Source organism: Sphaerotilus sp., from assembly GCF_031429695.1.
In the GTDB taxonomy this organism is placed as follows: Bacteria; Pseudomonadota; Gammaproteobacteria; order Burkholderiales; family Burkholderiaceae_C; genus Sphaerotilus.
This window is the reverse complement of sequence record NZ_JANPAB010000048.1, coordinates 15,316-41,635: the sequence shown is the minus strand read 5'-3', so window position 1 is coordinate 41,635 and position 26,320 is coordinate 15,316. Positions and strand designations below refer to the sequence as shown.

The 26,320-nt window shown below is 67.2% G+C and carries 18 protein-coding genes and 1 CRISPR repeat array; of the genes, 11 read left to right on the top strand and 7 right to left on the bottom strand.

All coding sequences use genetic code 11. From position 1 onward, the window contains the following. Positions 1-170: 170 nt before the first annotated feature. Positions 171-1,479: a CRISPR direct-repeat array (repeat unit 29 nt; unit sequence GGTTGCCCCGCGTGAGCGGGGATAGGCCC). 154 nt (positions 1,480-1,633) lie between these two features. Then, positions 1,634-1,972, top strand: a complete 339-nt coding sequence (locus RMP06_RS08415) for a hypothetical protein (RefSeq protein ID WP_310461324.1) — start codon at positions 1,634-1,636, stop codon at positions 1,970-1,972. Continuing rightward, a complete protein-coding gene (locus tag RMP06_RS08410; RefSeq protein WP_310461323.1) occupies positions 1,969-2,652 on the top strand; it encodes a hypothetical protein in 684 nt (227 codons plus the stop codon). The genes RMP06_RS08415 and RMP06_RS08410 overlap by 4 nt, the downstream gene beginning before the upstream one ends. 9 nt (positions 2,653-2,661) lie before the next feature. Here the strand turns inward: RMP06_RS08410 and acs are convergent, their stop codons facing one another. Continuing rightward, entirely contained in the window at positions 2,662-4,644 is a 1,983-nt protein-coding gene (acs, locus tag RMP06_RS08405; RefSeq protein WP_310461322.1) for an acetate--CoA ligase, read from the bottom strand. Between the two features lie 222 nt (positions 4,645-4,866). Here acs and RMP06_RS08400 point away from each other — a divergent pair, with 222 nt between their 5' ends. Next, a complete protein-coding gene (locus RMP06_RS08400) occupies positions 4,867-5,490 on the top strand; it encodes a TIGR00645 family protein (protein WP_310461321.1) in 624 nt (207 codons plus the stop codon). Here the strand turns inward: RMP06_RS08400 and RMP06_RS08395 are convergent. After that, complete coding sequence (locus RMP06_RS08395; protein ID WP_310461320.1) at positions 5,438-8,629, bottom strand: transglycosylase domain-containing protein; 3,192 nt, start codon at positions 8,627-8,629, stop codon at positions 5,438-5,440. The genes RMP06_RS08400 and RMP06_RS08395 overlap by 53 nt on opposite strands. 325 nt (positions 8,630-8,954) lie before the next feature. Between RMP06_RS08395 and RMP06_RS08390 the strand changes: the two genes are divergently transcribed. Together RMP06_RS08390 and RMP06_RS08385 are read left to right on the top strand one after the other, a co-directional pair. Next, on the top strand, positions 8,955-10,478 hold the full coding sequence (locus RMP06_RS08390; RefSeq protein ID WP_310461319.1) for a fumarate hydratase: 1,524 nt from the start codon (positions 8,955-8,957) through the stop codon (positions 10,476-10,478). A 5-nt stretch (positions 10,479-10,483) separates the two neighbouring features. Further along, entirely contained in the window at positions 10,484-10,726 is a 243-nt protein-coding gene (locus RMP06_RS08385; protein ID WP_310461318.1) for a cysteine-rich CWC family protein, read from the top strand. Here RMP06_RS08385 and RMP06_RS08380 read toward each other — a convergent pair. Further along, positions 10,699-13,572, bottom strand: coding sequence for a putative bifunctional diguanylate cyclase/phosphodiesterase (locus tag RMP06_RS08380; RefSeq protein ID WP_310461317.1), 2,874 nt, complete (start codon positions 13,570-13,572; stop codon positions 10,699-10,701). The genes RMP06_RS08385 and RMP06_RS08380 overlap by 28 nt on opposite strands. Before the next feature lie 152 nt (positions 13,573-13,724). On the opposite strand from RMP06_RS08380, the gene RMP06_RS08375 reads away from it, so the two are divergent. Together RMP06_RS08375 and RMP06_RS08370 are read left to right on the top strand one after the other, a co-directional pair. Beyond that, a complete protein-coding gene (locus RMP06_RS08375; protein WP_310461316.1) occupies positions 13,725-16,004 on the top strand; it encodes a GGDEF/EAL domain-containing response regulator in 2,280 nt (759 codons plus the stop codon). Continuing rightward, positions 16,001-17,866 (top strand): sensor histidine kinase, encoded by a 1,866-nt coding sequence (locus tag RMP06_RS08370; protein WP_310461315.1) that lies wholly within the window; start codon positions 16,001-16,003, stop codon positions 17,864-17,866. The genes RMP06_RS08375 and RMP06_RS08370 overlap by 4 nt, the downstream gene beginning before the upstream one ends. Here RMP06_RS08370 and RMP06_RS08365 read toward each other — a convergent pair. Further along, positions 17,853-19,160, bottom strand: a complete 1,308-nt coding sequence (locus RMP06_RS08365) for a mechanosensitive ion channel family protein (protein ID WP_409050124.1) — start codon at positions 19,158-19,160, stop codon at positions 17,853-17,855. The two genes, RMP06_RS08370 and RMP06_RS08365, sit on opposite strands and share 14 nt — an antisense overlap. 95 nt (positions 19,161-19,255) lie before the next feature. Between RMP06_RS08365 and RMP06_RS08360 the strand changes: the two genes are divergently transcribed. Further along, a complete protein-coding gene (locus tag RMP06_RS08360) occupies positions 19,256-19,915 on the top strand; it encodes an RluA family pseudouridine synthase (RefSeq protein WP_310461313.1) in 660 nt (219 codons plus the stop codon). A 12-nt stretch (positions 19,916-19,927) separates the two neighbouring features. Here the strand turns inward: RMP06_RS08360 and RMP06_RS08355 are convergent, their stop codons facing one another. The 3 genes from RMP06_RS08355 to RMP06_RS08345 all read right to left on the bottom strand — a co-directional run bounded on the left by RMP06_RS08355 (position 19,928) and on the right by RMP06_RS08345 (position 22,133). Next, positions 19,928-20,095 (bottom strand): DUF3149 domain-containing protein, encoded by a 168-nt coding sequence (locus RMP06_RS08355; protein ID WP_310461312.1) that lies wholly within the window; start codon positions 20,093-20,095, stop codon positions 19,928-19,930. Positions 20,096-20,408: 313 nt separating this feature from the next. Further along, the gene (locus RMP06_RS08350) at positions 20,409-20,915 is read right to left on the bottom strand and encodes a serine O-acetyltransferase (protein WP_310461311.1); all 507 of its coding nucleotides are present in this window, start codon (positions 20,913-20,915) and stop codon (positions 20,409-20,411) included. Between the two features lie 12 nt (positions 20,916-20,927). Continuing rightward, on the bottom strand, positions 20,928-22,133 hold the full coding sequence (locus RMP06_RS08345) for a glycosyltransferase (RefSeq protein WP_310461310.1): 1,206 nt from the start codon (positions 22,131-22,133) through the stop codon (positions 20,928-20,930). Between the two features lie 341 nt (positions 22,134-22,474). On the opposite strand from RMP06_RS08345, the gene RMP06_RS08340 reads away from it, so the two are divergent. From RMP06_RS08340 to RMP06_RS08330, 3 genes are all read left to right on the top strand, one after another. Beyond that, positions 22,475-23,758, top strand: coding sequence for an O-antigen ligase family protein (locus RMP06_RS08340; RefSeq protein WP_310461309.1), 1,284 nt, complete (start codon positions 22,475-22,477; stop codon positions 23,756-23,758). Between the two features lie 132 nt (positions 23,759-23,890). Then, complete coding sequence (locus tag RMP06_RS08335) at positions 23,891-25,078, top strand: hypothetical protein (RefSeq protein WP_310461308.1); 1,188 nt, start codon at positions 23,891-23,893, stop codon at positions 25,076-25,078. A gap of 4 nt (positions 25,079-25,082) precedes the next feature. Beyond that, positions 25,083-26,297, top strand: a complete 1,215-nt coding sequence (locus RMP06_RS08330) for a glycosyltransferase family 2 protein (RefSeq protein WP_310461307.1) — start codon at positions 25,083-25,085, stop codon at positions 26,295-26,297. Positions 26,298-26,320 lie beyond the last annotated feature (23 nt).

The following is a 26,320-nucleotide window of genomic DNA, read 5'->3' as shown; positions in this document are numbered from 1 at the left end:
GCCCAGGCCCTGCGACCGGATCATCTGCACGACCTGCAGCTTGAAGCTCGCGTCAAAGACTCTTCGTTTCGTGTTCGTCACGTTCGTTGCCCAGGTGATTTCCACCTATCGGTGTGTGCGAAATCATTAGATCAGGACACTGCACAGGCCAGCGCCACGACTGCGAACAAGGTTGCCCCGCGTGAGCGGGGATAGGCCCGTCTGGGTCTGCCCGGTCTGGCGCGGGATATCGGTTGCCCCGCGTGAGCGGGGATAGGCCCCAGTCGTCGAGCCTCTGAGTCTCGAAGAGGCCGGTTGCCCCGCGTGAGCGGGGATAGGCCCGCAAAGAGCACCCGTGCCGCAGGCCGGTTCCTGGTTGCCCCGCGTGAGCGGGGATAGGCCCGCGGCGACCACTGCCGCCACTGCCGCCCAGACGGTTGCCCCGCGTGAGCGGGGATAGGCCCCTGTTTGACCCGGCCGAGGCGCTTGACGGCTAGGTTGCCCCGCGTGAGCGGGGATAGGCCCGAGGGGGCCGCCTTCGTGAGCTTGACCTCGGTGGTTGCCCCGCGTGAGCGGGGATAGGCCCCGCTCCGAGGGCTTCCAGTTCAGTTCGAACACGGTTGCCCCGCGTGAGCGGGGATAGGCCCTTGATCGGGTCCGAGCCATGCGCCAGGCGCAGGTTGCCCCGCGTGAGCGGGGATAGGCCCTTCCTGGGCGATCTGTGCGGTATCCCGAGCGCGGTTGCCCCGCGTGAGCGGGGATAGGCCCGTGCAGCCGTTGAAGCGAACGCCGGAGCCGATGGTTGCCCCGCGTGAGCGGGGATAGGCCCTGAAAAACGACGCAAGCCGGACTCCGAGCGTAGGTTGCCCCGCGTGAGCGGGGATAGGCCCGTATCGTGGCATGGGAGCAATTGGACTCCGCCGGTTGCCCCGCGTGAGCGGGGATAGGCCCCCGGACGACGGATCGACCTGGAGCGGCCGAGGGGTTGCCCCGCGTGAGCGGGGATAGGCCCATCGGATTGCAGGTCGCTGACGGCTTCGACAAGGTTGCCCCGCGTGAGCGGGGATAGGCCCCCGCTGTTGACGACGCGGGAGACCGCGCGCCAGGTTGCCCCGCGTGAGCGGGGATAGGCCCTTCTGTGAACATGAAGATTCGAGCTGGATTGGGGTTGCCCCGCGTGAGCGGGGATAGGCCCCGGATCGACAGCGATGACTCTTCCAGCGCGTCGGTTGCCCCGCGTGAGCGGGGATAGGCCCGTGGCACGGCACAGCATCTGGTGAGGGCATTCGGTTGCCCCGCGTGAGCGGGGATAGGCCCCCTGGCGTTCTCCCTGGCGGCGGCTGGACCTTGGTTGCCCCGCGTGAGCGGGGATAGGCCCGAGGGGCAAGCGTCCCTGACTGTTGCGCTTGAGGTTGCCCCGCGTGAGCGGGGATAGGCCCATGCTGTCCCGCTGCTTGAACGTGATCGCATAGGTTGCCCCGCGTGAGCGGGGATAGGCCCCCGGAGGATGAGGTTCTGCCGGTGGTCAACACGGTTGCCCCGCCCGAGCGGGGATGATCTCTCCCGATCATCAAAGCATGACAAGACGCGCAGGGGTGCAAGATTTGGCGCAAAATAGCTAAATTAATATTTTGGCTATTTTTAAATCATCCCCATGAAAACCGTCGCCGCCACCCGCGCCAAGAACACCTTGGGCCAAGTCCTCGACATCGCCTGCCACGACATGGTGATGCTGGAGCGCCACGGCAAGGCACAGGTCGCACTGATGCCGGCGGCCGCCGCGCGCGTGGGCATTTTGTGCGCCTATGCCAGCGGTCATTTCAGCCGCAGTCAGGCGATGAAGATGCTGGGGTTCTCGTGGTACGGCGAGCTGCTGGATGCCCTGCGAGCCGAGCACGTTCGCATGGCTGTCGGCGACCAGGACACCGAGGCGATGGCGCAGCAGATCACTGCGCTGTGGTCGGATGCCACCCCCGACACCATCCCCGCATGAGCACCCCCATCCGCCTCGTCGTGCCCGACACCGGGCCGCTGATCACGCTCGCCAAGCTGGGGGCGCTGGATGCGCTGCTGGTGTTCGACGACCGGGTGCGCCTTGTACTGACCGACTACGTCGAATTCGAGGCCACGCGCCGGCACCAGGAATTCCCCGATGCGCAGGCCATCCACGCCTTCCTGCGCGACAACGCAGGCCGGGTGGAAATCGAGCGCACGGGAATTGGCAGCAACTACAAGAAACTGGTGCTGCTGAAGGAGCAACTGGCGCAGTCGCCGGAGCTGGCCGCCCAGCTTGGCATCGACCTGAGCGCGGAGCTGGACGACCCAGGCGAGCTGTCCATCGTCCAGTACATCCGTGACCTGATCGACCGTCCGCCGGGGACACCAGCTCTGATCTTGGCTGAGGATGACTATTTCCTGCGCCCGCTGTCACCCTTGCCGAGCAACGCCCATGTGGTCTCGACACGGGCCTTCCTCAACGCCTTGCCGAGGCTGGCCGCGCTCAAGGATCGACCGACACTCTGGACCGCCGTAGCCCGCTGGCGCGAGGCGGCGGATGCAGCCGGTATCGTGGACCGCCCGGCCGCTCGGCTGGCGACCACCTGGGAGGACACCGTCCACCCGGATCGAGCCGCCGAGGTCGTGCGGGCGCTGCGCCGACGCCACGACCTCTGATCACATAGATCAGTACGCCTGTCCCAACTGACTCAGGATCGCCGGGTTCTCCAGCGTGCTGGTGTCCTGGGTGATTTCCTCGCCTTTGGCGAGCGAGCGCAGCAGGCGGCGCATGATCTTGCCCGAACGGGTCTTGGGCAGGTTTTCACCGAAACGGATGTCCTTCGGCTTGGCGATCGGGCCAATTTCCTTGCCAACGTGGTCGCGCAGTTGCTTGGCGATCGCCTTGGCTTCGTCGCCCACCGGCAGCGGACGCTTGAGCACGACGAACGCGCACACCGCCTCGCCCGTCGTGTCGTCCGGACGGCCCACCACCGCGGCTTCGGCCACCAGCTCGGTGCAGCTCACCAGCGCGGACTCGATTTCCATCGTGCCCATGCGGTGGCCCGAGACGTTCAGCACGTCGTCGATGCGGCCGGTGATGGTGAAGTAGCCGGTCTTGACGTCACGGATCGCACCGTCGCCCGCCAGGTAGTACTTGCCCTGGAAGTCGGCCGGGTAGTAGCTCTTGACGAAGCGTTCGCCGTCGCCCCAGATGTTGCGGATCATCGACGGCCACGGACGCTTGACGACCAGAATGCCACCCTGCCCGTTCGGCACGTCCTTGCCGGTCTCGTCCACGATCGCGGCCATGATCCCCGGGAACGGCAGCGTGCAGGAACCGGGCACCATCGGCGTCACGCCCGGCAGCGGGGTGATCATGTGGCCACCGGTTTCGGTCTGCCAGAAGGTGTCCACGATCGGGCAGCGGCTGCCGCCGACGTGCTTGTGGTACCACTCCCAGGCGGCCGGGTTGATCGGCTCACCCACCGAACCCAGCAGGCGCAGGCTCGACAGGTCGTAGCTCTTCGGGTGCACGGCGTCGTTGGCTTCGGCCGCCTTGATCAGCGAGCGGATGGCGGTCGGCGCGGTGTAGAAGATCGAGACCTTGTGGTCCTGGATCATCTTCCAGAAGCGGCCGGCGTCCGGGTAGGTCGGGACGCCTTCAAAGACGATTTCCGTGCCGCCCAGCGCGAGCGGGCCATAGGTGATGTAGGTGTGGCCCGTGACCCAGCCGATGTCGGCGGTGCACCAGAACACGTCGTCCGCCTTCAGGTCGAAGGTCCACTTCGTCGTCAGTGCGGCGTGCAGCAGGTAGCCACCGGTCGAGTGCTGGACGCCCTTGGGCTTGCCGGTCGAGCCGGAGGTGTAGAGCAGGAACAGCGGGTGCTCGGCGCCGACCCACTCCGGTTCGCAGGTGGTGGCCTGCCCGGCGGTCACGTCATGCATCCATACGTCGCGGCCTTCGACCATCGTGACCGGCGCATTGGCGCGGTTGACGACCAGCACCTTCTCGATCTTCTCGCAGCCGGGCATCGCCAAGGCTTCATCGACGATGGACTTCAGGGGCAGCTTCTTGCCGCCACGGACCTGGCAGTCGGCGGTGATGACGGCCTTGGCGCCGGTGTCCTCGATCCGGTCGCGCAGCGATTGGGCCGAGAAACCGCCGAACACGACCGAGTGGGTCGCGCCGATGCGGGCACACGCCTGCATCGCCGCCACGCCGTCGATCGACATCGAGATGTAGATGACCACACGGTCACCCTTGCCGATGCCCATGGAGCGCAGGCCGTTGGCGATCTGGCAAGTCTTGGCGAGCAGGTCGCTGTAGGTGATCTTGGTGACTTCGCCGCCGTCGGCTTCGAAGATGATCGCCGTCTTGTCACCCAGGCCACGCTCGACATTGCGGTCCAGGCAGTTGTAGGAAGCGTTGAGCGTGCCGTCCTCGAACCATTTGAAGAACGGAGCGTTCGACTCGTCGAGCACCTGGGTGAACGGGGTCTTCCAACTGATCAGATCGCGCGCCAGATCGGCCCAGTAGCCTTCGTAGTCAGCGTCCGCCTTGGCGCACAGGGCCTCGTAGGCGGCCATGCCAGAGACGGCGGCGTTGGCGACAAACGCCTCGGACGGCAGATAGATCTTGGGTTCTTGGGTGGTTTCGGCTTGGGTCACGCTTGTCTCCTGCGGTGGAAAAGTGCTGCCCCCCACATTAGGGAGAGGCTCTTACGAACCCCTTACTTCGCAAATTTCATTCCCGTGGGGGCTGGATCGAGATCAAGAAATCGCGCGCCATCCTGACACGATCACCCCACTAGAATCCGCTGGTTTTCCCGTGTTTTCACCCGCTTTCCCAGCGGCTGCTGTTCCGTTACGGACCCACACCCTGACAAGCCCATGGCACAAACTCCCGCACCACTGACCGCGCCTACCTCGCCGCTGTCCAAGCTCATTTTCTCCAGCCGCTGGCTGCAGTTGCCGCTGTACCTGGGGCTCATCCTGGCACAGGCCGTCTACGTGCTGCAGTTCTGGAGGGAACTGGTCCACCTGATCGAGGCCGCACTGGGCAACCAGCACGCCCTGCAGACCCTCGTGTCCAGCATCGGCTACAAGAGCACGGCGCCGCTGGAGGGACTCAACGAAACCGTCCTGATGCTTGTCGTGCTGGGTCTGATCGACGTGGTGATGATCTCGAACCTGCTGATCATGGTGATCGTGGGCGGCTACGAGACCTTCGTGTCACGGCTGAACCTGGAGGGGCATCCGGACCAACCGGAGTGGCTGAGCCATGTCAACGCCTCGGTGCTGAAGGTCAAGCTGGGCACGGCCATCATTGGCATCAGCTCGATCCACCTGCTCAAGACCTTCATCAACGCCGAGAACTACAGCGAGAAGACGCTGATGTGGCAGACGATCATCCACATCGCCTTCCTCGCCTCGGCCATCGCCATCGCCTGGGCGGACAAACTCATGCACCCGCCCGGCACGCCTGCGCCGACACACCCGACAGCACCGGCTTGAGCAGCGGCGCCATGCTCTTGAGGATCTGCACCGGCAAGGCGCTGGTGAACTTGTAGCCACCCGCCTCCGGCCCAAGCACAAAGGCAGTGAGCGTGCCGAAGTGGCGCGGGCCCAGATAGAACACGAACGTCGCGGTGCGGCTGGTGACCTTGGACGCCAGCAGGCCGCCGCCTCGGGTGTAGGTGTTCAGCCGGTTGTCGCCGGTGCCGGTCTTGCCGCCGATGAGCATCGGTGGCTGGCCCGGCTCGTCGAGCGTGCCCTTGATGCGCCGCGCCGTGCCATCGCTCACCACCAGCGCCAGCGCCTTGCGCGCCGTCGCGGCGATCTCGGGCGCCAGAACCTGTTCGCCCTCGGCGGGCTTCTTCTGCAGCGTCACCTCGTAGGGTGATCCGGCAGCGAAATGCAGACTGTCCAGCATCGTGGCCGGCAGGCGCCGCCCGTCGTTGACAAGGATGCCCATCAGCTCCGCCAGCGCCGCGGGCCGGTCGCCCGAACTGCCGATCGCCGTGGCGTAGGACGGCACCAGCGTCTCGAACGGGAAACCCACTCGCTTCCACTGTGCATGGATCTTGGCAAACGCCTCGACCTCCAGCAACTGCACGATGCGGCTGTTCTGCCCGCGCCGCGCCTTGTTGCGCAACAGCCAGTTGTAGGACTGCTCGCGCTCGACCGCACCGGCGTCGAGCACCTGCTCCAGCGCCGCCTGGGGGTTCTGGCGCAGATAGTCCGCCACCCACAGCTCCAGCGGATGCAGGTGCGCCAGGTAGCCACGGTCGGCCAGCGAGTAGTTGCCCGGCGCGTGCCGGTCATAGAGCTTGCGCAGGTAGTCCGGTGGCAGCGGCGCGCCGGGAAGCTGCCGGACGAGGTAAGCGCTGAAGTCCTCGAATGCGCCGTCCGGGTTGACGGAGCGGTAGATCACTGCCAGCCGTGGCGCCGTCTTGTGCACGCTGGCCGCCATGTGCTCCAGCACCTCGCCGACCGGCTTGTCGTGGTGGCGCTGGTAGAACTTGCGCATGAACTGGCGCCCCTCCTTGTTGATGAAGAGCTTGAGCAGTTCCAGCCGGCGCGGGTGGTCGTCGTCGTCGAGGATATCGGTGGCCGAATTCGATGCGTTGTAGAGGTGGTGGTACACGACGTCCCGCATCAGCCGGATGAAGGGCAGATTGAGCGAGTCGCGCAATGCCTCGTACAGCGTGGGCATGCGGCCGTTGTCGGCGTTGTGGAAATTGGCGAAAACATGCGCGCCGCCGCCGGTGAAGAAGGTCTCGCCGGGGCTAGCCGAATAGGTACGCAGCATGGCGGCTTCGAGCATCGCGGCCAGGGAACGGTCCTTGGCCGTCTTCAGCCAGTCCACTGCCCAGCGCGTGAGCCGGTCCTTGGGGCCGACCTCGACCGCGGCCAGCGCCTTGAGATCCAGCGCCACGTAGTCCTGGTGCAGCTTGGCGATGATTTCCAGGTAGGTCACCAGCGTGCGCAGCTTGGCGGTGGAGCCGAGTTCCAGCTTGGCGCTGCCGTTGATGTCGAAGGGCTGGTCGAGGTTGTCGGTCTGTACCCGCACCCGGTTCATGCCCTCGCCGCGCTCGTAGAGGGTGAAGCTGTAGAGGAGTTTGGACGGGTCACCCTTCTCCAGCAGCTGGAAGCCGAGCAGCCCGGCGTCCTTCGCCACCTGCGGATCGCGCAGCCGGTTCAGCAGGTTCGTGACGTCCCGCTGCAAGCGGCCGTCCAGGTGGCTGGTGGCACTGAGGTCGAAGCGGTCCAGCTCGTACAGGCGGGGCGTGTTGAGCATCGACGAGAGCTGGACCCGCAACAGCGTCGAGGCGTTGCGCTCACCGAATTCGATGCCGGCGGCCGGACCGGTGTAGGCACCGCGGACGTCCAGCGGTGCGGCCAGGGCGGCATCTCGCAGCGCCGGGCCGATGACCCCTTCCTGGGCAAGCAGGCGGGTGTAGCTGGCGGTCATGTTCAGCAGCTGGGCATGGCCAGGGCCGAAGTAGTGGGCCGGGCGACGCTGGGCGATCATCAGGCTGAGCACCTGCCGGAACGCCAGACCACGCGCCGACAAGCCGGCTTCCTGCTCACCCGGCTCGCGCAGGCGCCGGTTGGCGGCCTCGACATCGACGCCGTACCAGGCGGCCAGTCCGTCATTGACGCCGTGCACTTCGCCCCAGCCTTTCTGGGCACCCAGCGGCAGGCTGTTGAGGTAGTCCTGCAGGATGCGACGGCGGGCGGCCACGGTGTTCTCGCCATCGCGATAGGCGCGCACGGAAGCCGACACCATCTGGAGGTACTTGTCCCGGGCCGAGGACGTCCGGCCATCGGGTGAATGGCGGAATTTTTCGGTCTGGGTGGCCAGTGTGCTGCCGCCCGCAGCGGCGTGGTCTTCGTGGGCCACGGCAACTGCCTGGTCCAGCACGGCCTTGCCGAGCCGGGTCCACTCGATGGCCGGGTTATGGCGCGGCTCGCTGGTGTCGAGCACCTCGCGGTTCTCGATGAACCCCAGCGTCTGCGCCACCAGCGCCGGCATGTCCTGCTCGTGCGCGTAGGTGGTGAGCGGAAAACGCGAGCGGAACAACGGCTCACCGCGGCAGTCCTGCAGCGTCAGCCCGCTCTGCACCTTCTCCGGGTAAGGCGGAAAGAGTCCCCTGACCATGAAATCCTGCAGCGCCGCGGACTGCTGCGCCTGCGACACCACCTGGTAGCCGCGGCCAGTCAGGCTGGTGAGGAAATCCGGCAGACGGGTGTAGCCCATGCGTTCGTCGCTCGGGCCGGCCTTGGGATAGCGGCTGCCAGTGGCAGGTTGCGGTTTCAGCTCGTGCCCCAACCTGGCGGCCCAGTCGGTAAAAAAGCGCGCCTGCAGTGCCGACGAACGCATCTCGACATGCGCCAGGTACGACACGCCCGCCACCACGGCCAGTCCGGTGGACCACTTGGCGAGCGTGACGGGCCAGCGCCGGCGCGGTGATGGCGGCGGCGGGGGGCTGGCCGATGTGGGGGGGAGCGGGGGTGGTGCGCCACCGCCGGGCTCCTCGGAGAAGGTCATCGGCAGGGTGTCCAGCGCATGGGCGCCAGCAGTGGAAGCGGAGGTCGCGTCGAGGGCGCTTGCAGCCGACGGTCGGTTCCCGGTGTCGCCTGGAGTCATGGACAGCACGTACCTGAATATTCTTGTGGATCTCCCGGGGCACGCCCCCGGACTGCAAGGATCTCGTCGCCTGACGAAGCCCTGGGGGAGCTTATCGTATCGACCCGACCCTCCTGAAACTGAAAAGCTGGTGAATGCAGTCGCTTGAAACGATTCCGCCACGCCTGTTGCCACCGCCCCGCACCTGTGGCAGCACGGAACACCCCCTTGAGTAAACTCGCAGCAAGTCGACCAGCGCAGCATCGCGGATCTGCCTCCGCTTCCGCCTGCGCCGTTCACGTACCCGTTCAATCCGCCCGCCGGGCGATCCGTCGAGAGACCCGTCATGACCACCATCCGCCAAGCCGATCTGGTTGAAAGCGTCGCTGCCGCGCTGCAATACATCAGCTACTACCACCCGGCCGACTACATCGCCCACCTCGCCCGTGCCTACGAACGCGAGGAATCCGCCGCCGCCAAGGACGCGATCGCCCAGATCTTGACCAACTCGCGCATGTGCGCCGAGGGCCGTCGCCCGATCTGCCAGGACACCGGCATCGTCAACGTGTTCCTGAAAATCGGCATGGATGTGAAGTGGGAAGGGTTCACCGGGTCGATCGCCGACGCAGTGAACCAGGGCGTGCGCCAGGGCTACCTGAACCCGGACAACGTGCTGCGCGCCTCGGTGCTGGAAGACCCCATATTCGCCCGGAAGAACACCCGGGACAACACGCCGGCCGTCATCCACATGGAAGTGGTGCCCGGCGACAAGGTGGACGTCATCGTCGCGGCCAAGGGCGGCGGCAGCGAGAACAAGTCGAAGATGTACATGCTCAACCCGAACGACAACATCGTCGACTGGGTACTCAAGACGGTGCCGACGATGGGCGCCGGCTGGTGTCCGCCGGGCATGCTGGGCATCGGCGTCGGCGGCACCGCGGAGAAGGCCGTGATGATGGCCAAGGAAGTGTTGATGGAAGACATCGACATGTACGAGCTGCTGGAGCGCGGCCCGCAGAACAAGCTCGAAGAGATGCGCATCGAGCTGTACGAGAAGGTCAATGCCCTGGGCATTGGCGCGCAGGGCCTGGGCGGGCTGACCACCGTGCTGGACGTGAAGATCAAGACCTTCCCGACGCACGCCGCCTCCAAGCCGATCGCGATGATCCCGAACTGCGCGGCCACGCGCCACGGCCACTTCGTGCTCGACGGCTCCGGACCGGCCTTCATGACGCCGCCGAGCCTGGACCTTTGGCCGGACGTGCATTGGGCGCCCGACTACAACAAGAGCAAGCGCGTCGATCTGAACACACTGACCAAGGCCGAAGTCGCGAGCTGGAAGCCGGGCGACACGCTGCTGCTGAACGGCAAGATGCTCACGGGGCGGGATGCCGCCCACAAGCGCATCGCCGACATGCTCGCCAAGGGTGAAACGCTGCCGGTGGACTTCACCAACCGTGTCATCTATTACGTCGGCCCGGTCGATCCTGTGCGCGATGAGGTCGTGGGGCCGGCCGGTCCGACGACGGCGACTCGCATGGACGGCTACACCCGCATGATGCTGGAGCAGACCGGCCTGATCTCGATGGTGGGCAAGGCCGAGCGCGGGCCGGTGGCGATCCAGGCGATCAAGGACAACCAGTCGGCCTACCTGATGGCGGTCGGCGGGTCGGCGTATCTCGTGTCCAAGGCGATCAAGGCGGCCAAGGTGGTCGGTTTCGCCGATCTGGGCATGGAAGCCATCTACGAGTTCGACGTGGTCGACATGCCGGTGACGGTCGCGGTGGACGCGGGCGGCACCAGCGCCCACATCACCGGCCCGAAGCTCTGGCAGGCCAGGATCGGCAAGATTCCGGTCGTGGAGGCTTGACCCACATGATCGAACGCCCCGTCGCCCCGCTGCCCGCCACCGGCTGCCCGCTGTGCGGCGGACCGAACGGCTGCGCGCCGGCGCTGTCCGGCTCGTTCGACAGCCCCTGCTGGTGTACCACGGTGCAGATTCCGTCCGAGCTGCTGGCCCGTGTGCCGGCCGCGCAGCGCGGACTGGCCTGCATCTGCCGCCGCTGTGCCGAAGCGGGCGCGGGCCAGCCTCAGCCGGAGGTCGCCACCGGCTGCTGAGCCGAGAAGCGGCACAGCGCCGCGAACTCGGCCGCCGGCACCGCCTTGCTGAACAGGAAACCCTGGAATTCGTCGCAGCCGAGCTGGCGCAGGGTGTCGGCCTGGGCCTGGGTCTCGATGCCCTCGGCCACTGTGTGCTTGCCCAGCGCCTGGGCCAGCGTCAGGATGGCGCGGGTCACCGCCAGCGCGGACGGGTCCTCGCTCAGGTCCTGCACGAAGGCGCGGTCCACCTTCATCACATCGATCGGCAGGTTGCGCAGCGTCGCCATCGACGAGTAGCCGGTGCCGAAATCGTCCAGCGCGATCAGCACACCGCGCTCGCGGAGCCGGCCCAGCTGCTCGCTGGCCAGGCGGGCGTCGCCGACCAGCAAGCTTTCGGTCACCTCCAGCTCCAGCATGTTCCAGGGAACGCCGTGCTGGACCAGCGCCGTCTCGACATCCTCCATCAGCCGCCCGGATTGCAATTGGCGCGGTGACACGTTGACCGACAGGCGCTGCAGCGGCACACCCTCGCGCCGCCAGCGTGCCAGCTGGGCACAAGCGGCCCGGATCACCCACAGTCCGATCACCTCGATCAGGTCCGACTCTTCGGCCAGCGGAATGAACACCCCCGGCGCCAGCAGCCCGCGGGTCGGGTGACGCCAGCGGATCAGTGCCTCGGCGGACACGATGCGGCCATCGGTCACACAGACCCGTGGCTGGTAGTGCAGCACCAGCTCCTTGCGCGCCGCCGCCTGGCGCAGATCGGCCAGCAGCGCACTGCGCTCCAGCAGCCGTGCATCGAGCGGCTCTTCGAACATCGCATGGCGGCCTCGACCGGCGTCCTTGGCGGTGTACATGGCCATGTCGGCGTGGCGCAGCAGATCGGTGCGGTTGTCACCGTGCACGGGGGCCAGCGCAATGCCGATGCTGGCGCCCAGGAAATGCTCCTTGCCTCCGAGCGAGAACGGCACCGCCATGCGACGGCACACTGCACTGGCCACCTCGATGGCCGCCACATCATCCGCCCCAGGCAGTACCAGCACGAATTCGTCGCCTCCGGGTCGCGCCGCCACTGCGCGCGTCGGCGCACAGGCTTCGAGGCGTTCGGCGGCCTGGCGCAGCAGTTCATCGCCCAGGCCATGCCCCAGGTTGTCGTTGACCGTCTTGAAGTGGTCGAGGTCGATGAAGAGCACGGCCAGGGCCACCGCGGACAGCGCCGGCTCTGGCCCCTGCAGTGGCGCAGTCCCGAGAGCCGTATCGGGCGCGAGCAGCGCATCCAGCTCCTGGTGCAAGCCGTTCCGGTTCAGCAGACCCGTCAAGTCGTCGTGGCGGGCCTGCCAGGTGAGTTCCAGTTCGCGCTGGTGCGCGGCCAGCGCCACCGAAAGCCGGTCGCGCAGCTCGGCCGCCTCGCGCAGGCGCTGCAGGGGTGGATCGGTGGTCCAGCCCAGCAGCAGCAGTCCGTGGGTGCGGCCCTGCCAGCGCAGCGGCAGGGCCTGCAGCGCAGTGTCCTTGTCCTGGCGCATCGGCGCGCACCAGGCCGAGGACAGACTCGATCCGCTCGGCTGCCACACGGAATCGACCGTCACCCCGAGCAGCGCCTGGACCTCCTGCGGCGCCAGCGCCCGCACGCTGCGCCGCACCTTGTGCGCAAAGGCTTCGTCGTTCCACTGCAGATGCAGCCGAGGGACCCGCGCCGACTCCACCCGCGCCAGCCCCATCACGGTCGCCCCCAACCCCGGCAGTGCCTGCACCAGCACGCGCCGGAACACCTCGTCCACCGCGCGGTGACCCACGATGTCGCGGTCGATCGAGGCGAGCAGCTCCAGCGACTGGAACTGCGTATCGACCGCCCCTGCCATCTCGTTGAACGCCTGTGCCAGCGCACCGAACTCGTCGCGAGCAGCAATGTCCACCCGCACCCCGGGCGCGCGTTGTTCGAGCTGGCGGGTGCCGCGCTGCAGGCGCTGCAGGGGGCCGAGCGTGCGTCGGATCAGCACACCGCTGGCCAGCAACACCCCGAACAGCGCACAGAGCGCCCCGCCCACCAGCGGCCCGGTCAGCGCAGGCCCCAGCACGGTGGTGGGTGCGCGCATCTGCACCATGTCGAACTGCCAGTCGCCGGCACCGAAATCGGCGTCGAGCGGAAGTGTCCAGCCGATGTGCACGCGGTCAGCGATGGCCGTGTCCAGCAGACCGGGCCGGTCACCGCCAGCCGCCGCCGGCGCAGGACAGTGCAGACGCAACCCCTGCGCGTTCTGCACGCACCAGTAGGTGGCGGTGTCTCCTGCGGCCACCGACTGCCACAGCGCATCCGGGGACAGCTCCGCCAGCCAGCGTGTGCCGTCGGCCCGGGGCGCCTGGGCGAGCACGAGCTGCAGTTGGCCATTGCGTTCATGCGCCAGCAGCTGGCTGCGCGCCGCACCGGGCCTGGGCAGTGCCGTCGCGGCCTGGGCCAGCGGACCGGGCCAGCCCTCGGTGGACCAGCGCAGCCGCCCGTCCGCGCCGACCAGCGCCGCCTGCCGGAACTGCATCCCGAGCCCGGGCAGGCGTGTCCGCACGCCCGCATCCAGCGGATTCGCCCCGGGTTCCAGCATCGGTGGCTCTCCCGGCCAGGCCGCCATGAGCGCGCGCGCATCCCCCAGATGGGTGCCCACCTGCTGGGCCACGGTGCGCACCAGCACCAGCCGTTCACGCGACGCGAAACGCTGGGTCAGCGACTCCAGCGCCTGCCCGCCCAGCAGCGTCAGCACGGCCAGCGGGAGCGCCACCGCCAGCAGCACGCTCAGAGTGATGCACCAGGCCAGCCGGCTGTGCAGCACCCGGCTGGCCGTCAGGCCACGCGTGGAGGAGGAATCGACCGACATGGGGGACCAGGAAACCAGTTGTTTTCAATATCGGCGACGGAGCATCAGCCTTGAGCAATTGCCAAGTCCCGGCGCCTGAGACAGACTGCGCATGGGGGGCGCGGCCCTGCCCGCCTGCGCTGCAAGACAAGCGGCATTGCCCGGAGTCGTACTTGACCTTGACGTTTCCCGCTTCCCCTCCCGATTCGACCCTTGCACGGCCGGCCCATCCGGCGGATGTTGCCGAGCTGAAAGTGCTGACGGTCGATGACGATGCGGTCTTTCGCCGTTCGATGGCCTTCGCGCTGGAAGGCTACCGATTCCAGGGCCGGGACATCACGCTGCTGCAGGCGGGCAGTGCTGCACAGGCCCGCGCGCTGCTGGTGGCACACCCGGACATCGCCTTGCTGCTGCTCGACGTGGTGATGGAGGACGACGACGACGGCCTGATGCTGGTGCGCCATGTGCGCGAGGTCATGGGGCGGCGCGACATCCGCATCGTGCTGCTGACCGGCCAGCCCGGCATGGCCCCCATGCGCGACGTGATGCGCAACCTCGATGTCAACGAGTACTGGCACAAGACCGAACTCGGCAGCGACCGCCTGGAGGCCATCCTCAACGCCAACCTGCGCAGCCACCAGTTCATCCGCGAGGCGCTGCAGACCCGGCGCCAGCTCGAACAGTTGCTCGCCGCGGTGGACGGCGCCAGCCACGTGCCCGATCTGACGGGGCTGAGCCAGGCGCTGCTGGTCGATGTCGCCCGGCTGCTGGGCCTCCCCGGCGAGGGCCTGGTGGTGATGTGGCCGGCGCACACGACCGCCGCACTGGTCATTGGCGCCACCGGCCGTTTCGCTGAACTGCAGGGGCGCCCGCTCGACGCGCTGAACGACCCGGAACAGGTCCAGCGCATCGAGCAGGCGCTCACGCACCAGACCGCCACGGTGGTCCCGCCCGACCATGCGCTGGACCTGCTGATGCCGCTGCACCCCTCGTCGGCGCTGTCCGCCGGCCAGGGTCGCGAGGTCGATCTGGCGACGGCGTTTGCACTCTGGATGCCCCGACGCCAGCCTCCCGCACCCAACGCAACCGAGATGGTGCAGTTGCTGGTGGCCAATGTCGGCGCCCAGATGCACCGGCTGGAGCTGATCGCCAAGCTCGACCGGCTGGCCTACCAGGATCCACTGACCGAGCTGCCCAACCGCAACGGGCTGCTGCGCATGATGCACGCAGCCGGTGAGCGGCTGTCCACGATGGTGCTGCAGTTCGAGGACGTGGACCAGTTCTCCAACCTCAACCTGATGCTGGGCTTCGAGACCACCAACCGGCTGCTGCAGGCCCTCGCCCAGCGGCTGCGCGACGAGGCTGGCCCGGAAGTGCTGCTTGCACGGGTCGACAACGACACCTTCGCGCTGCTGGGGCCACCCGACAAGCTCGACACCCCGCTGCACCGCCACCGCAGCGAGGGCATCACCGTCAGCGACGGCCATTTTTCGGCCGTGCTGCACCTGACCGGCGCGCGGGTCGATCTGGCCTTGTTCAGTGGTTCGCCCGAGGAGATCCTGTCCACCGCACGCTATCTGCTCAACGACGCCAAGCGACGCGGCGGAGGTCAGGAGGTCGCCTACCTCCCCGGCATGGAAGCCGCCGCCCGCGACAACTACCGGCTCGGTCAGGCACTGCACGAAGCGCTGCGGGCGGGCGAGATTCGCATCGCGCTGCAGCCGCAGGTCTGGCTGCACGACGGCAGCCTCAAGGGTTTCGAGGCGCTGGCCCGCTGGACGGATCGCCGCGGGCAGGAGGTGTCCCCCGTCACCTTCATCGCACTGGCCGAGGCCTCCGGTCACATCACCGCGCTGTTCACGCAGGTGCTGCACCAATCCTGCCATGCGTGGCGGGTGCTGGAGGCACTGGGACTGGGCCACCTGCGCATCGCGGTCAATCTGTCGGCGCTGCAGCTGGCCACTCCGACGCTGGCGCAGGACATCACCGATCAGTGCGCCGAAGACGGCGTGCCGCCGGACGCCATCGAGCTGGAGGTGACGGAAAGCGCCGTGATGCTCGATCCGGACGGTGCCGCCGCGCAGCTCACCCGGCTGCGCCAGCTCGGCTTCGAGGTGGCGCTGGACGACTTCGGCACCGGTTTTTCGTCGCTGGCCCGGCTGCGCAGCTTCGGCCTGGACTGGCTCAAGATCGACCGGGCCTTCCTCGGCGAGATTGGCCAGCGCCCGGACCACGAAACCTTGCCCGACATGATCGTCACGCTGTCGCGCCAGCTCGGCCTGAAATCGCTCGCCGAAGGGGTCGAGACCGATGCGCAGCGGCTGTGGCTGGTGCGCAGCGGCTGCATGGCCGCCCAGGGCCTGCTCTTCGGCGCGCCCATGGCCGTGTCGGAGCTGCCAGCCTGGCTGCGCGAACACGGCCACCTGCCGGTCCAGCCTGCCACGCCCGATTGAACACTGCGCCACCGCCCCGACCGCCACCGGCCGCCTGGAAGCGCGAGGTCCGGGTCGTGGGCTTGCGCCTGCTGCCCTGGGTGATCGTGGTGTGCGTGGCCGGGGCACTGAGTTACCTGCGCCTGCTGGACCTGCGGCTGACTCCGCTGCGCAACGCCGCGCGCCTGCTGATCGAGCAGAGCATGGCGCTCACCAGCAGCGAGCTGTCCAACCTGTCGCGCGACGCACTGGTGCTCGGCCAGAACCCCGCGCTGACCGCGGCGATCAGCGCCGACAACCTGCCCGCGACCGACACCGGGCTGCTGACCTTCGCCCGCGCCTCGCGCCCCTATGCCCGCATCGCCTGGGTCGACGAGACCGGCCGCGAGCGCAGCCGCATCGACAACACCGACGGCATCGCCACGCTGGTGGAGGCGGGACGGCTGCGGCGCAGCGGGGTCGAGCCATGGCAGAAGTCGCTGTCCGACCTGCTGCCCACGGAAGCGCGCTTCACATCGCTCGATTTCCGGGACGGCATGGTGTGGCAGCGCGCCGCCTCTCCCGTCTACGACGGCCGTGGCCGGCAGCGCGGGATGGTGGTCGTCACGCTGGATCTGCGCCGGCTGCTGACACAACTGCAGGCGCTGGAGAGTGCCGGCATCGACCCGGTGCAGCTCGTCGGGCCGGACGGGCGGCTGGTCGAAGCCAGCTCCGCCGCCCCAGGCCTGCCCGTCACCGACCCGGGCCTGTGGCAGCTGATGCAGGAGCAGGGCCGCGGCCGGCGTGAAAGCGCTGCAGGCATGTGGCATTTCCAGGACTTTTTGCCCACCGAACCCGGGCCGGGCAGACTGGCGTCCGCCACCTGGTACTTCATCGCCCACGTCCCGGCCGACACGGTCGGGCAACTGCGCAGGGCCAGCGCCTGGCAGAGCGGTGGGGCCAGTGCGCTGGTGCTGCTGCTGGCGATCTGGGCCACCTGGCGTCGGCGTCAGATCGAGCGCGAGCGCGAGCGGCTGCTGGCCGATCTGCAGACCAATCACCGTGCACTCGCCGCCGCCAAGGCAGAAGCCGAGGCCTCGCTGGAGCGCCTGCAACACCTGCAGACCGAGCTGGTGCAGGCGGAAAAGCTCGCCTCGCTGGGCCTGCTGGTGGCCGGCGTCGCGCATGAGCTGAACACGCCGCTGGGCAGCGCCAAGGTGACCGCCTCGACGATGACCCGCCGGCTGGACGACGCCCTGCGCAGCGCAGACGCTGGCAGTCTCTCGGCGCAGCAACTCCGCTCGGTGCTTGACAACCAGCGGGCCGGGCTGGACATCGTCGACCACAGCCTGGGCCGGGCCGGCCAGGTGATCCGCCTGTTCAAGCAGCTCGCGGTGGACCGGGGCACCGTCGAGCGCCGGGTGTTCGCGCTGGACGACGTGCTGAGCGATGTGCAGCGCCTGCTCGCCGCGCGCCAGCTGGCGCCCACAGTCGCGCTGTACATCGAACCGGCACCCGGACTGGTGCTCGACAGCTACCCCGGGCCGCTCGGACAGGTGGTCGAGAATCTGGTTGGCAACGCGCAGCTCCATGCCTTCGATACAGACGCCAGTCCGCCGCCGCGGACGACTCCCGCGGTCATCCGCGTGCGCAACCAGCTCGACCCGCACAGCGGCCTGCTGCACATCGTGGTGATCGACAACGGCCGTGGCATCGACGCCGAGGTTCTCCCTCGCATCTTCGACCCCTTTTTCACCACCCGGCGTGGCCGGGGCGGCACCGGCATTGGCTTGCACCTGTGCCACCACTTCTGCACCCAGGTACTGGGCGGCCGGGTAACGGTGACGACCAGCCCAGGCCAGGGCAGCCGGTTCACGGTGCAGATTCCGCTCAAAGCGCCTTGATCGCCACGGCGGCGATCGGAGCAGTGGCCGCAGGCACCGCCGGAGCCTCGGGCGGCGGCGGCCGGCGCAGGCCCACGCCCTCGCGCCGCAGCAGGTCCAGCACGGCCAGGTTGACCTCCGAGCGCACGTTGCCCTGGCCATTTTCCGGATCGGTGATCCAGAAGTAGAGCGTCAGCTCCAGCGCATCGGCCGCGAAGGCGGTCAACTGCACCGCCGGGCCGGGTTCCGCCAGCACGCGTGGCACGGTCTTCATCGCTGCGATCAGGGGCTCGCGCAGCCCTGCCACATCGGTGTCGTAGTCCACGCCAACCAGGGTACTGAGCAGCACATTGCGGTCGGCCAGCGACAGGGTCTGCACGGTGGTCGTGATGAGCGTCTCGTTGGGCACGATGGCCTCGCGGCCGGACGGGGCACGGATCACGGTGTAGCGGGTGGTGATGTCGGTGATCACGCCCTCGAAGTCGGCCACCTTCACCATGTCGCCAATGCGCAGGGCGCGCTCGGCCAGAATGACAAAACCGCTGACATAGTTGGCCGCGAGTTTCTGCAGGCCCAGGCCGATGCCCACGCCGAGCGCGCCGCCCAGCACGGACAGCGCCGTCAGGTCGATCCCCACCGCCGACAGTGCCAGCAGCAACCCGATCGACAGCAACGCCGCGCGCAGCACATTGGCGGCCACCTTGCGCAGGGACAACTGCGCGCCCGCCGCCCCGGCCAGCAGCCGTGCCTCCAGCGCCGCCGAGATCCACAGCGCCACCACCAGCACGAAGCCCGCGGACAACGCGCCCTCGATCACGTTGCGCAGGCTGATCGGGTGGGCACCCACCTTCCAGCGGATGTCGTCGAGTTCGTCCAGCAGAGCAGGCAGCAGGCCCGTCACCCACAGCACCATGCCCAGCCAGGCGATCCACGAGATCGTCCGCTCCGCCGCCCGCACCAGCGTCGACGCCGGAAACGCCAGACGCAGCACCCGCACGCTCAGCCGGATCGCCACCAGCGACAGCAACACCGGAATCGCCAGCCGAAACACCGCCAGCGGCTGCCCCAGGTCCAGCAGCACCCGGCGCGCCACATAGGCCAGCGCCAGCGCCAGCACGGGGAACAGCACCCCGTCGATCACATGGGCGCCGAACCAGATCGAGCGAGGGTTCGGTACTTCCTGCACGCCACGCCGCAATCCCCACACGATCAGCCAGGTCGCCAGCAGCACGGAGGCCAGCACCCCCAGCTCGACCAGCGACGACGGCCGTGCCAGAGACACCAGCAGGGTGGGCAGATCGGTGACGGGAAACATGGGCATGGCGGGGAGTCGGCAGGCTGGAAAGGAGCGTCGATTCTGCCGCCAAGCCCGCAGGGCCGCCGTGTCCGGGTGTACGCGACAATTCCGGCATGCACCCGCCAGACGATTCCAGCCTCTCGCCCGACATCGACCTTCTCCATGTCGACGAAGCACTGGTGGTCGTGCGCAAACCGGCAGGGCTGCTGTCGGTGCCCGGTCGCGGGCCGGAGCGGGCGGACTGCATGTCGGCGCGTGTGCAGCAGCGCCTGCCGGATGCCCTGGTCGTGCACCGTCTGGACATGGCGACATCCGGGCTGCTGCTGATGGCGCGTGGTGCCGCGGCCCAGCGCCTGCTGAGCGCAGCATTCGCCGAGCGCCAGGTCGCGAAGCGCTACACGGCGGTCGTCGCCGGACAGATCGACGCGGACCATGGCGAGGTGAACTTGCCGCTGATCTGCGACTGGCCGAACCGGCCGCGCCAGATGGTCGACCACGTCCGCGGAAAACCGGCGCTCACGCGCTGGCGGGTACTCTCGCGCCAACCGGCCGCAGGCACCACCCGGGTCGAACTGGAACCCGTCACAGGGCGCTCACACCAGCTGAGGGTCCACCTGCAGTCCATCGGACACCCGATCGTCGGCGACGAACTTTATGCAGCAACGCAATGGCAACAAGCGGCACCACGCCTGCTGCTGCACGCCTGCCACCTCGCCTTCGCACACCCTCTCAGTGGTGCTGCGCTGGCGTTCGATGACCCGGCCGCGTTCTGAGGCTCCGACCGGTCAGGCAGAACCACCCAGGCGGGCTGCGCGCTCCGCTGCCTCGCCGTCTTCGCGGATGTGCCGAAGGAAGTAGCGCAGGAAAAACACGCCCATGCCAAGCATGAAGGCAATGCCAGCGGCACTCATCAGTCCGTAGTCGGTCGAGAAAAAGTCTTGCACGGCGTGCATGTCGGGCTCCTTTTGGGTCGTTGCGCCAGAACTGCATCACACCGCAGTCACCGACCCGCGCCCTTGCGGCGCATCAAGCCGCGCGCCCAGCCCTGCCGGATCCGATCAGGACGGATCAAAAAAATGCCCCCCGGTTGATCCAATCGGGGGGCAAATGCTCTGATGCGCCGACCACGAAGGCCGTGAAACCATCGATCGACGGTGTCGAGACTATCGCGGTGCGGCAGCCGGCGCACTAGGGAATGCGTTGATCAATTTCCGGGAACTTGCGCAGCCGCGTGCAATCCTGACGCAATCCCGCGCCGTAGATCAGTCAACGTGGCGGTCGATTGCGCGCCGGTATTCCCAGCGCCGTGTGACCGGGTGGAACATCCTTCAGCACGACCGCATTGGCCCCCACCCGGGCACCGTCGCCCACCTGCACTCCACCAATGATCTTGGCCCCCGAGCCAACGAAGATGTCGTCGCCCAGCCGCGGGAAGGCACCGCGGTTCTCGCCGATGACGACACCGCTTTCGAGCCACACATTGCGCCCGCCGCGCACGCTGGAGTTGATCACCACGCCGATCGGGTGGATCAGCACGAAGCCGGGGCCGAACTGCGACTTCACCCCGATGACACAGCCGTTGAGCCACTTGTTCAGGATGTGCGGCACGAGTGCCAGCGGCGCCAGCCCGATGCGCGCCAGCCAGGCCTGCAGACGGTACAGCGCGTTAGCCAGCGTGCCGTCGGCGAGCACCACCTTGAGCAGCGGGACGGGCGGTCCCCCTTCGCCGTAGAGCACCTGCTTGGCGCGCAGGTCGGACAGCAGCAGCTTCATGGACAGCCCACCTCAGTTGTCCTTGACCTGGGCGCGGAAGTCGACGAGCGCCAGGATGTTGTGGCGCCACTGGCGTTCGCGGGCGATGTAGGCCCGCGCAGCCTGACCGATCCGCTGCAGCGCGGGCAGGTCGCGGCTGCGCTGCAGGACCATGCCGACGGCGCTTTCCAGGTCGCCCGCCTTGAACAGCCAACCCGTCTCGTTTTCCTTGACGACTTCCTTGATCGGGATGAAGTCCGGCGCGATCGGCGCGATGCCGCAGGCCATGAACTCGAACAGCTTGACCGGTGAGGTGTAATCCCCTGCGCTCGGCAGTACGGCCATGTCCATCGCCGCCAGCAGGCCCGGCACCTCGTCGTGCGAGACCCGGCCGGTGAGGATCACCTGCTGCTCCAGGCCGTTCTTCGTCACGAACGCCTGCACGGTCGGAAAGGTCGCACCGTCACCGACCAGCAGCAGCTTCAGGTGCGGGTTGTCCTTCAGGCGGCCGGCGATCTGGTAGACGAACTGGTCGATCGCGTGCCAAGGCACAAACGCCCCCAGGTAGCCGCAGACCACCTCGCCGTCCTGCAGGCCCCACCTGGCGCGGGTCTCGGCGCGCTGCGCGGGCGTGAAGCTGAACTTGTCGATGTTGGCCGCGTTGTGCGAGACCAGCGACGGCGCGATGCGGCCGTGCGCCTTGGTCACGCGGTCGCGGAAGGCCCCCGACACGAACACCAGCCCGTTGGCGCGGCGGAACACCCAGCGTTCGATCAGGGTGGCCAGCTTCAGGAAGAACAGCGGCCGCACCCGGTAGACGGTGGCCGAGTCGTTGACCTCCAGGATCACCGGGATCTTGCGGGCGCGACCGATCACCACCGCCACGAACATGTACAGCGAATACCGCTCGTAGATCAGGTCCACATCCTTGTGCGCACTCAAGTATTCGCGGATACGCCAGCCGGACACCAGGTTGTAGCCCAGCTCGACCAGCTCGAACATCGGCTCGGGCAGGCTGGTGACCCACTTCATCCAGGGGCGCGCCTGCTTGGTCGGGCTCAGCGCCTTGGGGCTGGCGTAGGGGTCGGCACCCGGCAGCGAGATGATGTCCACCGTCACTCCTTCGGCACGCAGCGCGTCGGTGATGCCGCGGATGTGGACGCCTTCGACGGCCTTGCCCTGGGTGCGGTGGTGGTAGAGCACGCGGCGCAAGGGAGGGAGGACAGCAGGCTTGTTCATGGAGAGGTGTGGGTTTCCGTAGTCACGCATGCACGTATTCATGCGGCCCGTGATGGTAAGCGCGCAACACCCTGTCACGGCCGGGCGAAAAGCACAGCTGCGATGTTTGTGCAACAGCCCGGAGTACCCACTAATTCCAGATTAAGGCGGCCCCCCTCGCCTGGCGAGAGCGAGGGCCGGGGCCTGTCATGCGATTGGCATGCAGAAGCCGGTAGGATCGCGCTTTTGCGCAAGAACAACGGTCTTCGACAATGAGCTTCGCGGTCTTCCTGCTGTACGTGTTCCTGAGCTTTTTCCGGCCGATCGAGTTGTTCGTGCCCGAAATTGCCGAATTCCGGCCCATGCTGGTGCTCTGGAGCCTCGCCTTCGTCATGGCCGCCAGCCGTGCGCTGGTGCGCAAGCAGATCGCCGCACGGGGTGTCGATTTCAAGCTGCTGTTCGGCTTCATGTTCAGCCTGGGGCTGTCGCTGGCATTCAACGGCTGGATGGGTGGCGCCTTCACCGCGATGAACGACTTCACCACGTCGTCGATGCTGTTCGTGCTCGTCGCGCTCAACGTGACCGATCTGGGCCGGCTCAAGAAGACCTGCGCCGCTGTCGTGCTGTCGATGCTGATCGCCGCAGGCTTCGGCATCCAGGCCTTCCACACAGGTCAATACGCGACACAACTGGTGCTGCGTCAGACGGCACCCAGCCACGAAGACGACGATCCGAGCCGTGCACCACCCTCTTCCGCCGCAGAAATCCCAGCCCAGGACAACTCGGGCTGGTACCTCTGGCGGGTCCGCGGCCAAGGCTTTCTGAGCGATCCGAACGACTTCTCGCAGGTGCTGGTGATGTGCCTGCCGCTGTTATGGGCCGTCTGGCGCACGGGCAAGTACCTGCAGAACCTGCTGTTCGTGCTCGCGCCGGGTGTGGTGATGGGCTATGCGATCTTCCTCAGCCAATCGCGGGGTGCGATGCTGGGCGCTGCGTCGCTGCTGTTCTTCCTTGTTCGAGACTGGCTGGGCACGACCCGCACCACGGTCCTGATGGCGCTAGGCGGCGCGGGCTTCATCGCGGCCAGCGCCATCGGCGGCCGGGCCATCTCGTCGAAGGAACAATCGGCCGCCGAACGCATCGAGGCCTGGTCGGTGGGCCTGGAATTGCTGAAATGGAAACCGGTCTTCGGCGTCGGCTACGGCAATTTCACCGACCACAACCCGCTGACAGCCCACAATTCCTTTGTACTGTGTTTTGCCGAATTGGGACTGGTTGGCTATTTCCTGTGGATCGGCATGATCGTGCTGGCCTACAAAAGCCTGTCCACCGTGATCGAATGCCTGCCGAAACGCAATCCACACCGCCTGATGGTGGAGTTGCTGCGCAATTCGCTGGTGGGTTTTCTGGTTTGCGCGTGGTTCTTGTCACGCACCTACCAACCCGTGCTGTATTTCCTGCTCGCACTGTGCATTTCTGCCTGGTACTGCGCTATGCAATCTCCGGGCATGGCCGATCAGGATTCCACCGCCCATCGACGCATGCACAACATCAAGTGGGTGAAAAGCACCTTCTTGATGATGGCCTTCACGATTTTCGCAGTAAAGGCCTTCGTGGTTTCTCACAACCTTGGTGGCGGAGGTTGAGCTTCAGCAAATGAGGGTCTTCCCGGATCCGCAGGCGATGCTAGAGTTCGGCCGGTCCGATTTTCCAGACAGTTCGCTATCCGTTTGTGCGTTGGGCACCGGCGCGGATTCTCACCACACCAAAAGGCTCCGATGAGTGTCGTGCTTGTCATTTCTGTCCTGCTTGCGGCCATTGCTGGCGTCGTGGCGCTGTTCATTCGCCAGCGCAATATCCAGACTTGGCTGGCCAGTTATCTGAAGCAGGACTGGCGCGCACCCGTCCCCGCCGGCGTGACGAAGCACGTGATGTTCTGCTTCGTCGACCACTACGAGCCGATGTGGAAGCAGCCGGACTACGCCACCGAATGCAAGCGTGTGGCCCGCTGGCGCCAGGAATACCCCGTGCTGTGTGCCCCGTTCAAGGACGCCGACGGTCGCGGCCCGATCCACAGCTTCTTCTATCCCGAAGAGGAATACCGCCCCGAGCACCTCGACCCGCTGGTGGAAATCTGCCGCATGGGGCTGGGCGAGATCGAGATCCACCTGCACCACGACAAGGACACCGAAGCCGGCCTGCGCGAAAAGCTGCGCCGCTTCACGCAGTTGCTGGTCGATCGCCATGACGCGCTGCCGGTTGATCCGGTCACCAAGCAGCCGCGCTGGGCCTTCATCCACGGCAACTGGGCGCTGGACAACTCGCACCCGGAAGGTTACGGCTGCGGCGTGAACAACGAGCTGATCGTGCTGCGTGAAGAAGGTTGTTATGTGGATTACACCTTCCCGGCCTCGCCGGATCCCTGCCAGACCTCGACCATCAACCAGATCTACTACGCCAAGGACGACCCGCACGCCTGCAAGTCGCACGACACCGGCGTGCGTGTGAAGGTCGGCGGCCAGGCCTCGGGCGACCTGATGCTGATCCAGGGGCCGCTCGGCTTCAAGTGGAACGACCGCAAGTTCGGCCTCATCCCGCGCATCGAGAATTCCGACATCCGCACCAGCTGCCCGCCGACACCGGACCGCGTCGATGCCTGGATCGAGACCGGCATCCACGTCGAAGGAAAGCCGGAATGGATCTTCGTGAAGATCCACACCCACGGCACGCAGGAACGCGACATGGACGCCCTGTTGGGCGAGCCAATGCGGCGCACTTACGAACACCTGCATGCCAAGTACAACGACGGCAAGGACTGGAAGCTGCATTACGTCAGCGCCCGCGAGATGTACAACATCGTCAAGGCGGCCGAACAGGGTCTGCCGGGCGAACCGGGCGAGTACCGCGATCTGGTGATCCCCCGCCCCGGCTATCGCGCGACGGTCAACACGGCGGCGCAGGGCTGATCCGGTGCTGCACACGCTGCTGGTCATCGCCGCCATCGGAGGCGTTGTCGCGGTCATCTACTCGTACGCGCTTTACCCCGTGGTGTTGTTCGTCATCGGGGCGATCAACCAGGGGCTGCGCGACGTGGCCTTCGTTTTCCGCAAGCACGACCGCCGCATCGACGCCGGCCGCGGCGAGACCGAGCCGGAGTGGCCGCACGTGGCCGTCGTCATTTCCGCCTACAACGAAGAGACGCACATCGTCTCGCGCATCGAGAACCTGCTGAAACTGGACTACCCCGCCGACAAGCTGCGTGCCTACATCGGCTCCGATGGCAGCCGCGACCGCACGGCCGAGCGGATGGCGCAGTTCCAGGACGACCCCCGCGTCGTCGCCCTGCCCTTCAAGGTCAACCGCGGCAAGGCCAGCGTGCTGAACGACCTGGTGTCGCGCACCGTTGAGCCGATCGTGGTGTTCTCGGACGCCAACACCTACTTCGAGCGCAGCGCGCTGAAGCGGCTGGTGTCGCGGTTCCAGGATCCGAAGGTGGGCGGCGTCACCGGCGAGCTGCGCCTGCTGGGCAATGCAGGGGGCGACAACCAGGACAGCCTGTACTGGCGCATCGAGCAGTTCCTGAAGTTCTTCGAGGCCCGCATCGGCGCGCTGCTCGGCGCCAACGGCGCGATCTATGCAATCCGCCGGGAACTCTGGCAGCCGCTGCGGCCGGACACGATCTGCGACGACTTCTGCGTGGCGATGAACGTGTCGGCGGCGGGACATCGGCTGGTGTACGAACCGAAAGCCTGGGCCGAAGAAGACACGCCCGAGCAGATCGGCGAGGAGGTCAAGCGCCGCATCCGCATCGGCATCGGCAACTTCCAGGCGCTGGCCCGCCACCCGCAGTACCTGACGCGCACCTCGCTGGCCACCGCCTTCGCCTATGTCTCGCACAAGGTGCTGCGCTGGACGGCACCGCACCTGCTGCTGCTGGCGCTGGCGGCGTCGGTCGCGCTGGCCATCACCGAATCCTCGTCGGGCTGGGCGCTGTACGCACTGGCCCAGGCCGGAAGCTACGGGCTGGCCTGGGCCGGCTGGCGGCTAACGACGCGCGGCGTGAAGCTGCCAACGCTGGTGAAGCTGGCGGCCTTCCTGTTTGCGCTGAACTGGGCGTTTCTGGTGGCGTCCTGGCGCTTTTCGACCGGGCGGGCCAGCGGCAGCTGGGGCCGCACCAGCCGCTGAATCCGGCGTCCTTGCCTTGAAGT